General features: G+C 66.9%; 11 protein-coding genes. 3 read left to right on the top strand and 8 right to left on the bottom strand.

Annotated elements, in window-relative coordinates; all coding sequences use genetic code 11:
• The first annotated feature begins 19 nt into the window (after positions 1-19).
• The gene (locus tag CVS48_RS15710; RefSeq protein WP_419191455.1) at positions 20-463 is read left to right on the top strand and encodes a cytochrome c-type biogenesis protein; all 444 of its coding nucleotides are present in this window, start codon (positions 20-22) and stop codon (positions 461-463) included.
• Positions 460-1851 carry a c-type cytochrome biogenesis protein CcmI gene (ccmI, locus tag CVS48_RS15705; RefSeq protein WP_100855245.1) on the top strand — a complete coding sequence of 464 codons (1392 nt, stop codon included), beginning with the start codon at positions 460-462 and terminating at the stop codon, positions 1849-1851. The genes CVS48_RS15710 and ccmI overlap by 4 nt, the downstream gene beginning before the upstream one ends.
• 101 nt (positions 1852-1952) lie before the next feature.
• On the opposite strand, the gene CVS48_RS15700 is transcribed toward ccmI, so the two are convergent.
• The 4 genes from CVS48_RS15700 to CVS48_RS15685 all read right to left on the bottom strand — a co-directional run bounded on the left by CVS48_RS15700 (position 1953) and on the right by CVS48_RS15685 (position 7850).
• Positions 1953-5072 (bottom strand): tetrathionate reductase subunit A, encoded by a 3120-nt coding sequence (locus tag CVS48_RS15700; RefSeq protein ID WP_242001379.1) that lies wholly within the window; start codon positions 5070-5072, stop codon positions 1953-1955.
• 178 nt (positions 5073-5250) lie between these two features.
• Positions 5251-6285, bottom strand: a complete 1035-nt coding sequence (gene nrfD / locus CVS48_RS15695) for an NrfD/PsrC family molybdoenzyme membrane anchor subunit (RefSeq protein WP_100855244.1) — start codon at positions 6283-6285, stop codon at positions 5251-5253.
• Positions 6286-6304: 19 nt separating this feature from the next.
• Positions 6305-7075 carry a sulfate reduction electron transfer complex DsrMKJOP subunit DsrO gene (dsrO, locus tag CVS48_RS15690; RefSeq protein ID WP_100855243.1) on the bottom strand — a complete coding sequence of 257 codons (771 nt, stop codon included), beginning with the start codon at positions 7073-7075 and terminating at the stop codon, positions 6305-6307.
• A gap of 241 nt (positions 7076-7316) precedes the next feature.
• Entirely contained in the window at positions 7317-7850 is a 534-nt protein-coding gene (locus CVS48_RS15685) for a DNA-deoxyinosine glycosylase (protein ID WP_100855242.1), read from the bottom strand.
• A 300-nt stretch (positions 7851-8150) separates the two neighbouring features.
• Between CVS48_RS15685 and CVS48_RS15680 the strand changes: the two genes are divergently transcribed.
• A complete protein-coding gene (locus tag CVS48_RS15680) occupies positions 8151-9020 on the top strand; it encodes a pirin family protein (protein ID WP_100855241.1) in 870 nt (289 codons plus the stop codon).
• Between the two features lie 111 nt (positions 9021-9131).
• Here CVS48_RS15680 and CVS48_RS15675 read toward each other — a convergent pair whose 3' ends face one another.
• The 4 genes from CVS48_RS15675 to CVS48_RS15660 all read right to left on the bottom strand — a co-directional run bounded on the left by CVS48_RS15675 (position 9132) and on the right by CVS48_RS15660 (position 14022).
• A complete protein-coding gene (locus tag CVS48_RS15675) occupies positions 9132-9761 on the bottom strand; it encodes a class I SAM-dependent methyltransferase (RefSeq protein WP_100855240.1) in 630 nt (209 codons plus the stop codon).
• Positions 9758-10300: a PDDEXK nuclease domain-containing protein gene (locus CVS48_RS15670; RefSeq protein WP_425265763.1), complete on the bottom strand. Its 543-nt coding sequence runs from the start codon at positions 10298-10300 to the stop codon at positions 9758-9760. Before CVS48_RS15670 ends, CVS48_RS15675 begins: the two co-directional genes overlap by 4 nt.
• Positions 10301-10399: 99 nt before the next feature.
• Complete coding sequence (locus CVS48_RS15665) at positions 10400-12256, bottom strand: phosphoenolpyruvate carboxykinase (GTP) (RefSeq protein WP_100855239.1); 1857 nt, start codon at positions 12254-12256, stop codon at positions 10400-10402.
• 143 nt (positions 12257-12399) lie between these two features.
• Entirely contained in the window at positions 12400-14022 is a 1623-nt protein-coding gene (locus CVS48_RS15660) for an acyl-CoA synthetase (protein ID WP_100855238.1), read from the bottom strand.
• Positions 14023-14041 lie beyond the last annotated feature (19 nt).

Below are 14041 nucleotides of genomic sequence, written 5' to 3'. Positions count from 1 at the left end.
AGTGCTGATGGTCGCGATCATGCTGGCCTTGAGCGCGACGATCGCGCAGGCAGCCTCGCCCTCGCCCGCAGCGCCTGGCCTGCCCGCCCTGTCACCCACCGACCAGCAGCGCGCCGACAAGCTGGCGCACGGCCTGCGCTGCCTGGTCTGCCAGAACCAGACCCTGGCCGACTCCAACGCGCCGCTTGCCCAAGACATGCGCAAGCTGATCCACGCGCAATTGGCCGAGGGCCGCAGCGACGCGCAGATCATGCGTTTTTTTGAAGACCGCTACGGCGACTTCGTGCGCTATGACCCGCCCTTCAAACCGATTACCTGGCTGCTGTGGCTGGGTCCGTTCACCTTGCTGGCCTTGGGCTTCTGGGTGCTGGTACGCACGCTCAAGCGGCGCGCCGTGGCGCGCGCGCCATTGACGGCCGACGAGCGCGCCCGCGCCACCCGCTTTCTGGACACCGACCCATGACCTCGCTTTGGATTGTCGTTGTGCTGTTGTTGCTGGCCACCCTGCTGTGCCTGATTCCTCCGCTGCTGCGCCGCGCGTCGTCCCCCGCTCCCGCCGCCGATGAGAACCTGCGCGCCTTCTATCGGGCGCAGCGCGAGCAGTTGCAGCGCGACCTGCGCGCGGGCAGCTTGACCCGCGAGGCCGCCCTGCGCGCGGAAGAAGAATTGCAGCGTGAACTGCTGCAAGACCTGGCGGCGCGTCAACCCCGCGTGGGACTGGTCGGCGGCCAGCGCGCCGGCCTGGCCGCCGCCTGCCTCTTGAGCGTGCTGATCCCCGTGGCTGCCGTGCTGCTGTACGGCAAGGTGGGCAACCCGCGCGCCGTGGCCGACATGACGCACATGCGCACGGCGCCCGCCCATGCCAGCAACGCGGGGAATGGCGTGGGTAACACCGCAGGCAATGGCGCGAATAATGGCGCGGCAGGCAGTGCGGCAGGCCCGGCAAGCGACGGCGCCGACATGGCCGTGGCCATCAATGCCCTGGCGCAACGGCTGCGCGCCAGCCCTGACGATGCTGACGGCTGGTATACGCTGGCGCGTTCCTACGAAACATTGGGGCGCTATCCGGATGCGGTAGCGGCGTATCGGCAAGTGCTGCGGCTGGCGCCGGGGCAGCCCGCCGTGTTGGCGGACCTGGCCGATGCCCTGCTCTCGGCCAATCAGGGCAAGCCGGACACCGACGCCATCGCGGCGGTGGCGCAGGCGCTGGTGGCCGACCCGGACCAGCCCAAGGCCCTGGCGCTGGCCGGCATGATGGCGCTGCGCCGTGGCGACGCAGCCGAAGCGCTGGTGCATTGGGAACGCCTGCAAGCGCTGCTGCCGGCGGACTCCGAGGCCGCGCGTCAGATTCAGTCGAACATCGCCCAGGCGCGTGCCATGTCGGCTGGTGCGCCGGCCGCGCGGTCGGGTAGTGGCATGGGCGCTTCGATCAGCAACACGGACGATGCCGCCACCGATGCCAACGACGCCACAGCAAACACCGTCTCGCCCGTCGCCGACCCGTCTCCCGCCCGCATTTCGGGCACCGCGAGCATCGCTGACCCGCTGCGCGATCAGGTTCAGCCCGGCGATACCGTCTTCATCCTGGCGCGCCCCGTCGCCGGCTCGCGCATGCCGCTGGCCATCACGCAATGGCGCGTGTCGGACCTGCCGCGCGCCTTCGTGCTGGATGACAGCAGCGCCATGTCGCCACAGGCCAAGCTGTCTGGGGCCAGCCGCGTGCAGGTCGAAATCCGCATCAGCCGTTCAGGCAAGGCCGCCGCCCAGCCGGGCGACTTGTCGGGCGTGCTGCCCGATGTAAACATCCGGGCGCGCGACCTGAATCTGGTGGCCGACACCGTGGTGCGCTGAGGCACTCCCCGGGTGTCGGCCCGCGATCCGCCAGGTCCGCCAGGTCCGCCAGGTCCGCTAGACCCGCTAGACCGCTGGATCCGCTAAGCCCGCTGGATCCGCTACACCCGCTCGATCCGCGCCGGCAAGCCCTGACGCACCGCCGCGCCGGACACCCAGTCGATCCAGACGTTGGCGTGTTCGCCGCGCGTGGCGTCGCCAAAGCCCAGGTCGTTCAGGTTGACGCCCGCCGCCAGCGTGGCGTCGTGCGGCATGGGCTTGCCGTCCACCACGTGCGCGCGCGCCCCCAGCTCGGTATGGCCGTAGCCATGTTCAATGCCGACCGCGCCCGGCTGGATGCCATCGCGCAGCAAGGCCAGCCCCGTCACCGCGCCGCCCGGCGTCACGATGCGCACGGCATCGCCGTTGCGGATGCCCAGCCGTTCGCCGTCCTGCCGGTTGATCGATACCGGGTTGTGCGGATGGACCTGGCGCAGCCGGCTCACGCCGATGGACATCGAGCTCATCAGGTTCGACTTGAACGAACTCAGCAGGAAGGGCCAGTCCGCAGCGGGATACTCGGCGCGCACATCGCGACCATCCGCCAGGCGTGGCGGATACCAGGTCGGACAGCCGCTGTAGCGTTCGCCCGTCATGGCATGCCGGAACGCCGCCAGATCTTCGCTCCATATGTGCAAGGGCTTGGCGTAGGCGGCGCGTGTCTGGCGGGTTTGACGGGTCTCGTTTTGCACCCAGGCGTCGTCCATCTTGTCGAAGCGCCCGCCACGGCTCATCAGCATGGCCACTTGCCGCCACTCGCCCGGCTTCAGCTTGTGTTCGAGCAGGGCGCGATAGCGGTCCACGCCGGTCAGCGCCATGTCTTCGTCGCTGGCTTCGGGCACGGGGCGGCCGGCCGAGAAGGCGATGTTGGCCATGCCGCGCAGGAAGAAGTCTTCGGGCGTGTCCAGCGCGTGCTTGCCGCCGTCCTTGTCGGTGATGGCGTTGGCGCCGAAACCCGGCATGCCCAGGCGCTTGGCGCAGGCGATCAAGAACGTTTCCAGGCACACCGGTTCATCCGTGGCCGTGCGCGCCACGCGCGGGCGGACGGCGGGCCAGCGCACCGTGGACGCCTTGGCGACCACGTCGGCCCACGGCGCCGACACGCCCCAGCTTTCGTAGGTGACGGTGTCCGGCACGATGTAGTCGGCAAGCGCGTTGGTCTCGTTGATGAAGGGGTTGATCGACACCGATAGCGGCAGGATGCGCGGGTCCTTCATCTTGTCGGCCAGCACGGACTTGAAGCCCGCAATGCCGTAGACCGGGTTGCTCATGTGGTTGAACCACACCTTGGCGCGATAGGGATAGCCCGCCAGCGCGGACGCCAGCATTTCCGAACTGAGCCCGCCGGTGGCCGGATACCAGGGCGCGGCAGCCGGATAGGCGGGCTGCCCAGCCGCCTGCTTGCGCTTGAATTCGCTGGACTTCTCGTAGGGGTAACGGTTGCGCGACAGCGCGACGCCCTTGGGTGTGGCGCGGTTGGCAAAGCCGGCAATGTTGTAGCGCGGGCCGGGGCCGTAGGGCGGGAACGGGCCGGCGTCCAGCACCAGGCCGCCGTCCACGTTCAGATTGCCCACCAGGGTGTTCAACATGGCGATGGCATAAGCGGTGTAGAAGCCCGCGCCGCTCATCGTGCCGCCGTGGGCGTCGGCCACGGCGCGCTTGCCGTGGCTGGTGAAGCGTTGGGCCAACTGGGCGATCTTGTCGGCCGGCACGCCGCACAGGTCGGCATATTCGTCCAGGGTTTTACGATGCGATTCCTCGCGCAGCAGCGCAAGCGAAGAACACACGCGCAAGGCTTGCGGCGCACCTGCCATGCCGGGCGCCGCGATGCGTTCGTCCACGAACAAGGTCGCGGGCGTCGCGCCGGTGTGCGGCGCCAGCGTGCCGTCATCCAGGCGAACGACATACACGTCTTGCCATTTGTCATCGGCGTCCGACGGGCGCGGCCAGCCCAGGTCCGCGCCGCGCAGGAAGCTGCCCAGGCGCGGGTGGCCGGATTCGGCCACGACCAGGTGCGTGGCGTTGGTCCAGGCGGCTTCGCCCGCCGCCTGCATGGCCTGCGGGCCGGGCTGCGCCAAGGCTTTGGCGTCGAAGCGCTCGTGGTCGAGAATCCAGCGGATCAGGCCCATGACCAAGGCCAGGTCGCTCGCCGGGTTCACCGGCAGCCATTCGTTGCCCGACCCGGCCGACAGGCTGGAGGACGCGGGCAGCACGGGCGACACGACCACGTAGGTGAAGCTGTTTTCTTCCGGACGCACGCGCGCTTCAGCCAACTGCCGGGCCTGGCGCTGGAACGGGTTGCCGGCCTGCGCGGGCGCGGCGCCGATGAAGAGGCCAAAGCGGGCGTTGTCCCAATCAGGCTTGCCATGCGGCATACCCTTCAAATCGCCCAGTGCGGCGCCCGCCCCCACCCGGAAGCTCTGGCCGCAATACGAGCCGTGGTTGCTGAAGTTGACCGTGCCGAAGGACTGCGCGGCAAAGCGCTGGATCAGCGGCGTGCGGCCTTCGTTGGAGGCATCGGTGAACAGGAACTGGTTCACGCGCGCACCGTACTCGGGGTTGGCGGGGTCCAGCAGCGTGTCGCGGTCGAAGATGGCGCGCAGGCCATCGACGTGGCCTTCGCCGAACAGGTCGCCGCCTTCGCACACTTCCTGCACCAGTTGTTCAAACGAGATGCTCTGCCACTGGCCTGCCCCGCGCGCGCCTACGCGCTTGAGCGGTTGCAGCACCCGGTACGGGCTTTGCAGTTGTTCCAGCATGGCCGAGCCGCGCGCACACGACGTGGCGCGCCCTTCCAGGCCGTTGTCGCCGCCCAGTTGCGCGTAGACCTCGCGCACGGGGGTTTCCATGGCGGCCGGGCGCGTGGTGGCCAGCGGATGATAGGGGTTGCCCGCCACGCGCAGGATGCGGTTTTCCGCCGTGTCCACGCGCAGCCGCACGCCGCATTGGGTCCAACAGCCCAGGCAACTGGACGGGCTGACCGTCTGGCCAGGCTGCGGGCTCAGGACGCCGGTCAGCGGGTCGATACGGAATTCCGGGGTCAACGAATTGCCGCGCACGGCATGCGCCGTGGGCACGCCGGCCGTGCCGTGGGCCAGACCCTTCACGGCGCGTGTGACGGTTTCACCGTAGCCGGCCGCAAAGGCGGCCATGCCACCGGCGACCATGCCGCCCCGCACCATCAGCTTGCGCCGCGCGGCGTCCTGGGGCGTGTCCTGCGACGAGTCCGGGCGGGAGCCCTGGACCGGGCTTGTGTTCCGGCCCGAGGTTGCGCTCTCGCCAGGGCTTGCGTTCCGGCCCGGCTTCGCGCCGGGCTTGTCGTCTTCGTGTTGCTTGTTCATTGCTTTGTGTTCCATTGCTTCAGGCCGCCATGCCACGTGCACGCGCCGGGTAGGCTTCCAGGGCCCAGGTCACCGCGGTGATCAGGGCCACGCACAAGCCCAACACCCCCACCATGCCCAGCAGCCCATCGCTGCCCCAGGGCATGTCGTACAGGTACAGGCCGGCGCCATACTTGGGCACGCCCTGCACGCTCATGAAGACCACCCAGCGAAAAATCCAGGCGGCGCCCAGCATCGTCAGCGCCAACACGGCCGAAGGCAGCGGCGCGGCCAGCGCGCGCGCGGGCCGCTGCAACAGTGCGATCATGCAAAAGCCCGTGATGACGGCGCCCGCCAGGCTCAGGCGCCAGATGGGAAATTCCGCGAACAGCCGCAAGGCCGCGTCAAACGACGGGTCGGCCCCCAGCAGGCCCAGCGCCGCCCAGGCGCCCGCCCCCACCGCCATCAGGATCACTGCGGTCAGGCTCAGCCCGCGCAAGCACGCCACCGGCAAGGCCTTCATGCCGCCCGGCAGCCAACGGCCCACCAGGAACATGGCGCCCAGCGCGCCCAGCCAGGCCGTCAAGGCAAAGTTCACGGGCAGGAACGCGGTGTGCCACAAGGGCCGCGAGCGCAGCACCATGACTTCCGCGCCGGTGTAGACCAGGATGGACGCGGCGGACAGCGCCAGCCCCACGCCCAGCACACGCAGCCAGACGATGCGGCCCCACCACCACGCGGCGCAGAACAGCACCGACAGGCCCACGAACACGGGCAGCAGCAAGGCGCCCAGCCACATCCACGACCAGGGCGTGATGTGCGCGTAGAAATGCCAGAATCGGCCGGGCTGGTGCAGGTCGGCCAATAGCGACACGGGCGCGGCGACGGCGCTGACCAGCAGCACGGTGGCCGCGGCCGGCAACAGGCGGCGCAAGGGCGAGCCGGCCTCGCCGAAGGCGGCGAAGACGGCGGTCAGCGCCGTGGTGGCCGCAATGCCGATAAGAAAGAAGTACTGCACGGCCCACGGCAGCCAGGCGGCGTCATAGACCGGCGTGAGCAATTCCGAGATCTGCATGAAAGTCCCCTTCAATGGCTCAATGTCCGCCGGCCAGGCGCACGCCCGCCTGGCCATCGACCTGGTGGACAAAGGCGTCGGGCAGGCCGATGTAATAGACGTGGGGGTCGGTCTTCATGTCGGGCTTGAGCACCTTGATGTCGGCCTTGTGTTCCTCAAGCAGCGTCGAGATGGCGCTGTCGGGGTCGTTCATGTCGCCGATGACGCGCGCGCCGCCCACGCAGCTTTCCACGCAGGCCGGCAACAGGCCGACTTCCAGGCGGTGTTCGCAGAACGTGCATTTGTCGGCCGTCTGCGTGTCGTGGTTGATGAAGCGGGCGTCGTAGGGACAGGCTTGCACGCAGTAGGCGCAGCCCACGCAGCGTTCGTTGTCGACCAGCACGATGCCGTCTTCACGCTGGAACGTGGCCTGCACGGGGCAGACCGGCACACAGGGCGGGTTGTCGCAGTGGTTGCACAGGCGCGGCAGCATGACCATGGCGCTTGGCCCCCCGGCGTCGGGGGTGACTTCGTATTGCAGGACAGTGGTGCGGAACTGCCCGATGGGCGGCAGGTTTTCCAGGGAACAACTGACCGTACAGGCCTGGCAGCCGATGCACTTGCGCAGGTCGACCACCATGCCATAGCGCTTGCCGGGCATGCCGGGACGGCGCGGCGGCTGGCCGTTCATGCCCGTGGCTTCGGCATGGATGGGGATGATCGTGGCGGCGGCGCTCAGGCCAAGCAGCCCTTTGAGAAAACCGCGTTTGCCGCGCAGGGCAGGGTCGGGGGGAACGGGTGAGGCAGGCATGACGGACGAACTCCAGACGGGTAGCTTTTTGTTGCTATTAACTTATCACTTTTGGTTATATAGACAGTTGATCTGAATCAAATCGGGGACGGAGATCAAGCGATGGACGGTAAAAAGCCCGCCAAGAGGGGCGGGCTGGGCCTTGGGCTCCGCCCTGGGCTTCGGGCTTCGGGCTTCGGGCTTCGGCTGCGGGCCGCGGGCTGCGGGCTAAAGGCTGCGACTTCAGTCCTGCCGCGTGCAACTACATCGTCAGCGCGCGGCGCCACGCCGCGAGCTTCATGTCGAACGACGCGGCGGCGTGGGCGGGGCTGGTGGATGGCAGGTCTACATAATCCACCGATCGGTCCAACGTGGACAGGACGTGTCGGCGATACAGCGCGGCGGCCTTGCCGCCGTTGAAGCAGATCCGCGTAATGGCCGGATGGCGGTCCAGGAAGGACGCGAAATCGTTGGGCACCAGCGTGTCGCGGCGGATGTCGGCGTCCAGGCTGCCGGGCCGTTCGCAGGCGTGCAGCACGTCCCATAGCGCAACGCCGGCGGCTTGCAGGGCTTGCAGCCGCTCTGCATAGTCCAGGCCCGCGTCAAAACCCAGCACCTGCGCGGCAATGGGCCAGAAGGCATTGCGCGGATGGGCGTAGTAGCGTGCCTGCTTGAGCGACGCCACGCCGGGCATGGAGCCCAGCACCAGCACCCGCGCATCGGGCGCGGCGACGGGGGCAAAGCCCCAAACCTGATCGATGCGCGCGGCCGGCGCAAGGGTGACGCGATGTTCCATGGCGGCAGGATACGTCAGACGGGGGCCGGGCTCAAAAAATCAGATTATTCTTAAAAATCCCGGCCTCGATGCTCATGATCAAGGCTTCAAAGACGGACTGAACAAGGTATCAAAGAGGTATCGAAGCAGCATCGGCACGGTATCAAACTGGCCCGAAAGCGTCTTCAGTACGGGCTGGCAATCGTCCGATTCATGGAACAGTCCTTATCAGAAACCAGTACTACTCAAACGTGGGTCCGCCCCTATCTTTACCCTCATGACGAACGGCCCCGAAGGGGCCGCGCAATAGGAATAGATGCCATGAAGAAGATCCTCGGCCTGCATGCCGCTCCGCGCCCCCACTGGGTGGGCGACGGGTTCCCGGTGCGCTCGATGTTCTCGTATCACGACAACGACAAGATCCAGAATGTCAGCCCGTTTCTGCTGCTGGATTACGCGGGCCCGGCCAAGTTCGAGCCGGCCGACCGTCCGCGCGGCGTGGGCCAGCATCCCCATCGCGGCTTTGAGACCGTCACCATCGTCTACAGCGGCGAGGTCGAGCATCGCGACTCCACCGGCAATGGCGGCGTCATCGGCCCTGGCGACGTGCAATGGATGACGGCGGCGTCAGGCATCCTGCACGAAGAGTTCCACTCGCCCGCGTTCACCCGCTCGGGCGGCGAACTGGAAATGGTGCAGCTATGGGTCAACCTGCCGGCCAAGGACAAGGCCGCGGCGGCGGGCTATCAGGGCATTCTGAATGCCGACATCCCCACGGCCGCCCTGCCCGACGGCGCAGGCAGCGTGCGCGTCATCGCGGGCAACTTCGCGGGCGTGGCCGGCCCCGCGCGCACCTTTACGCCGATGGACGTGTGGGACGTGCGCCTGAACGCGGGCAAGGCGGCAAGCTTTCCGATCGAGGCGGGCCGCAACAGCATGCTGGTCGTGCTGCGCGGCACGGTGCTGATCAATGGCGAATCCGTGGCGCGCGATGCGCAACTGGCGCTGTTCTCGCAGGATGGCGAAGACATCACCGTCGAAGCCAACAACGACGCGGTATTCCTGGTGCTGAGCGGCGAGCCGATCAGCGAGCCGGTGGTGGGCTACGGCCCGTTCGTGATGAACACGCAGGCCGAAATCATCGAAGCCATCCAGGACTTCAACGCCGGCCGCTACGGGCAGATGCACTGACGGGCCGGGGCGGCGCGCTGGGGGCTAACGCCCTGGAGTGACGCCCTGGAGTGAAGCATTTGGGACGGGCATTGCGCCCGCTCCCGTTGCGCAGTGACGCACGCTGCGTCCCTAGCCGACTCGCCGCCACACGCTGGCCAGCCACGGTTGTTGCTCACGTGGCAGCCCATCAGGCCGGTAATAGTGTTCAAGCTCGTCGAAGCCGGCCTCGATCATCAGCGTGCGCCAGCCGTCCAGATCGTGATACGCGCCATAGCGTCCTCGGTTCCAGCCTTCCTGGTTGCCGCCCCTTGGGTTGGAGCAGAACAGCACGCCGCCCGGGCGCAGCGTGGCCCACAGGTCGCGCAGCACGCGCGGCAACTCCTGGCCTGGCACGTGAAACAGCACGGCATTGGCGAAGACGCCATCAAAGCGTGCCGGGGGCAGAGACAGTTGCAGGAAATCCTGGTGCCAGACCTCGCAACCGGATGCGGCGCGCGCCATCTCGACAAAGCTGGGCGTGCCGTCCAGCCCCACCGGCCGATGGCCCAGCGCGGCAAACGTCTTCAGGTCGCGGCCCGGCCCGCAGCCCAGATCCAGCACGTCAAAGGGCGCTACGCCCTGGATGTGCCGCAACAAGGCGGCGATGTTCTGGCTGACATCGTGGCCGCGCGTGCCGGCCTCGAAGTCCACCGCGTTTTCTTCGTAGTTCGCCAAGGTCAGCGCGGTGATCTTGGCCAGGTCTTCGGGATCAAGTTTCATGGGGTCATTGTGCCTGGATCACGCATGGCGCGTTGCTCGATCCGCGAACGCGCCCGCCTGGCCGCCTGTTGCAGCCGTTGCGCCATCACCGCGCGTGGCGGCAGGTCGGTCAGGTATTGCGCCACCTGTACGCCGGACTTGTCCAGTTCCAGCAATTCGATTTGCTCGCTCTGCATGCCCGCGCAAACAATGATGCCCAGCGGCGCGGCTTCATCGGGTTCGCGTTCGAACTTGTCCAGCCAATGCAGGTGGCGTTCCATTTGGCTCTTGTAGGCCGCCCTGAACTCATCAACCTTCAAATCAACCGCCACCAGCCGGCGTAGCTTGCGGTGGTAGAACAGCAGATCCAGGCAAGCGTCATCGCCGTCGATGGGAGTGCGCACCTGCCGGCCGATGAAGGCAAACCCCATGTCCAGTTCCAGCAGGAAGGACTCCATGTCGCGGATGACGGCCACTTGCAGATCGCCGTCCGGGCCGGGGTCGCGCCATGCCGCCCTGCCCGGGTCGCCCCGAAATTCGTCCAGATTCCATTTCGCCACCACGACAACTCCTCAAAAAAGCCGAATGAAGAGAGCCATCATGGAATAGAAAAGCCCGCGCGCCTATGGGGCACACGGGCTTATCGGACCAAGTCAGCGTCAGGCAGCCAGGCGCCCTTCAATCTTGGTCTTGGTGGCCGGCAGGTCTTCGGGCAAGCCCTGGGACAATTGGCCGAACAGTTCGTGGTGTAGCGCCAGCTCATCGCGCCAGGCCGCGGCGTCCACCGACATGACCTGTTCGAATTTGTCCGGCGTGAACTCCAGGCCGGTCCAGTCGATGTCCTGGTAGCTGGGCGATACGCCAAACACCTGGTCCACGCCCTTGGATTCGCCGTCGATGCGGCCCAGCATCCAGCGCAGCACGCGCATGTTTTCACCAAAGCCCGGCCAGACGAACTTGCCGTCGGGGCCCTTGCGGAACCAGTTCACGCAGTAGATGCGCGGCAAGGTGGCGCCGGTGGCTTCCAGTTGCTTGCCCAGCTTGAGCCAGTGGTTGAAGTAGTCGCTCATGTTGTAGCCGCAGAACGGCAGCATGGCGAACGGGTCGCGGCGCACCACGCCCTGCTGCCCAACGGCGGCGGCGGTGGTTTCCGAACCCATGGTGGCGGCCATGTACACGCCTTCGACCCAGTTGCGCGCTTCGGTCACCAGCGGCACGGTGGTGGAGCGGCGGCCGCCGAAGATGAAGGCGTCGATGACCACGCCCTTGGGGTTTTCCCATTCGGGGTCGATCGACGGGCATTGCGCGGCCGGCGCGGTGAAGCGCGCGTTCGGGTGCGCGGCCTTGCGGCCCGTTTCGCGGGCGATGGCGGGCGTCCAGTCCTGGCCCTGCCAGTCGATCAGGTGCGCGGGCGGCGTGTCGGTCATGCCTTCCCACCAGACGTCGCCATCATCGGTCAGCGCCACGTTGGTAAAGATGACGTTGGCCTTCAAGGTGGCCATCGCGTTGAAGTTGGTCTGCTCGCTGGTGCCCGGGGCCACGCCGAAATAGCCCGCTTCCGGGTTGATGGCATGCAGGCGGCCGTCGGGGCCGGGTTTGATCCAGGCGATGTCGTCGCCAATGGTGGTGACCTTCCAGCCGTCCATGCCTTGCGGCGGGATCAGCATGGCGAAGTTGGTCTTGCCGCAGGCCGACGGGAATGCCGCGGCCACGTGGTACTTGCGACCCTTGGGCGACGTGACGCCCAGGATCAGCATGTGTTCGGCCAGCCAGCCCTGGTCACGCCCCATCGTGGACGCGATACGCAAGGCGAAGCACTTCTTGCCCAGCAGCGCATTGCCGCCGTAGCCCGAACCGAAGCTCCAGATTTCGCGGCTCTTGGGGAAGTGCACGATGTACTTGGTGGGGTTGCACGGCCACGCCACGTCGGCCTCGCCCGCCGCCAGCGGCTTGCCCACGGAATGCACGCAGGGCACGAAGTCGCCATCCGCGCCCAGCACGTCATACACCTGCTTGCCCATGCGCGTCATGATGCGCATGTTCACGGCCACGTAGGGGCTGTCGGACAGTTCGACGCCGATGTGGGCGATGTCGGAACCCAGCGGGCCCATCGAGAACGGCACCACGTACAGCGTGCGGCCGCGCATGGCGCCGTCGAACAGGCCGTTGAGCGTGTCGCGCATCTCGGCCGGATCGGCCCAGTTGTTGGTGGGGCCGGCGTCTTCAGGCCGGTCGGAGCAGATGAACGTGCGGTCTTCTACGCGCGCCACGTCGGACGGGTCCGAGCAGGCCAGGAAGGAATTGGGCCGCTTGGCGGGGTTGAGCCTGCGCATCGTGCCGGCCTGGACCATTTGTTCACACAGGCGGTCGTATTCTTCTTGCGAGCCGTCGCACCATACAACGTGATCGGGCTTGGCCAGCGCAACAAAACTGGCGACCCAGTCGATCAGGCCGCGATGCTTGACGTAGGCAGGCACGTTCAACGCAGCCAAACCCCCATCCAATGGCTTATTCATTGGGGCTATCTCCATGCTTTAGACAAATGGTGATACGGCCCCGATTGCGTGGGGCCGTATGTAATTTGCGCCATCATACTTGCAGCGCCGGGCAACCCGTCAACCCATCCACATGGACGAGATTGTCACGGGTTGAGACGAGCTCAACGGTAGCTTCCGTCGCGCAACTCTCGACGAATGATCTTGCCGGTGGCGGTCGTTGGCAAACTGGTTACAAAGCGGATGGCGCGCGGGTATTCGTGCGCGGCCAGACGGGTGCGCACATGCGCCTGCAAGGCCTTGACCAAGGCGTCGTCGCCGTCGAAGCCATCGTTCAGCACCACATACGCCATGACGATTTCGGTGCGCTGTTCGTCGGGCACGCCCACCACCGCGGCCATGCGCACGGCCGGGTGGCCGATCAGGCAATCTTCGATGGGCGCGGGGCCGATGCGGTAGCCGGCGCTGGTGATGACGTCGTCGTTGCGGCCCACGAAGCGGATGAAGCCGCGCGCGTCGCGCACGCCCAGGTCGCCGGTCAGCAGGGTGTCGCCCACGAATTTCTCGGCGGTGGCATCGGGGTTGTTCCAGTAGCCCAGGAACATGACGGGGTCGGGCCGCAATACGCCGATGTTGCCCTCCTGTCCATCGGCCACTTCAACACCCAGGTCATCCACAATAACCACGCGATGGCCCGGCGCCGCGCGGCCGATCGACCCGATTTCCGGGTCGAACAGCGACGAGCACGACGACACCAGCATGTTGCATTCGGTCTGGCCGTAGAACTCGTTGATGGTCACCCCCAGCACGCGGCGACCCCAGTCGATCAGTTCGGCGCCCAACGATTCGCCGCCGCTGGCCACCGAGCGTAGCGCCAGCGGGCCGGCGCCTTCCGGGTAGGCCGAACCGCGCATCATCTTCAGCGCGGTGGGCGGCAGGAAGGTGTGGGTGACGCCGTGGCGCGCCATCAATTCCAGCGCGGACGTGCCGTCGAATTTTTCAAAGCGCCGGGCCAGCACCGGCACGCCGTGGTGCCAGGCCGGCAGCAATACATCCAGCAGGCCGCCGATCCAGGCCCAGTCGGCCGGCGTCCACATCAAGGCGGCGTTTTCGGGAAAGAACTCGTGCGACATCTCCACGCCCGGCAGGTGGCCCAACAGGACGCGGTGCGCGTGCAGCGCGCCCTTGGGCTTGCCCGTGGTGCCCGATGTGTAGATGATCACGGCAGGATCATCCGCGGCGGTGTTCACCGGGGTGTAGTCGTCGGACTCTTGGGCCGAGGCCGCGTGAAACGGCACCGTGCCGTCCTCGCCGTCGCCGTCGATGCAATACACGACCTTCAAGTTCGGCAGGCTGGCGCGTATCTCGTGCAGTTTTCGGCACCCTTCCGTATCCGTCACCAGCGCCACCGCGCCGCTGTTGGCCAGGCGGAACTGGATGGCGTCCACGCCAAACAGCGTGAACAGCGGTACCGCCACCGCGCCCATCTTGTAGACGGCAATATGCGTGACCGCGGTTTCGGGCGCTTGCGGCAGGTACACGGCCACGCGGTCGCCGCGCGCTACGCCGTGGCGCGTCAGGCTATGCGCCAGGCGGTTGGATTGCGCCTTGATGTCGTCGAACGAATAGCGCGTTTGGGCGCCGTCGCTTTTTTCGAAGATCAGGGCCAGGCGGCCACTGCCGTCTGCCCATTTGTCGCAGGCGTCCACGCCGATGTTGAAGTATTCCGGCACCTGCCATTGGAATTGGGACACAAGCTGCTTGTAGGATTCGGCTCGGGACAGCATGGTTTTGTCTCTGATGTTG

The organism is Achromobacter spanius, assembly GCF_002812705.1.
In the GTDB taxonomy this organism is placed as follows: Bacteria; Pseudomonadota; Gammaproteobacteria; order Burkholderiales; family Burkholderiaceae_B; genus Achromobacter; species Achromobacter spanius.
This window is presented reverse-complemented; position numbering and strand designations above follow the sequence as displayed.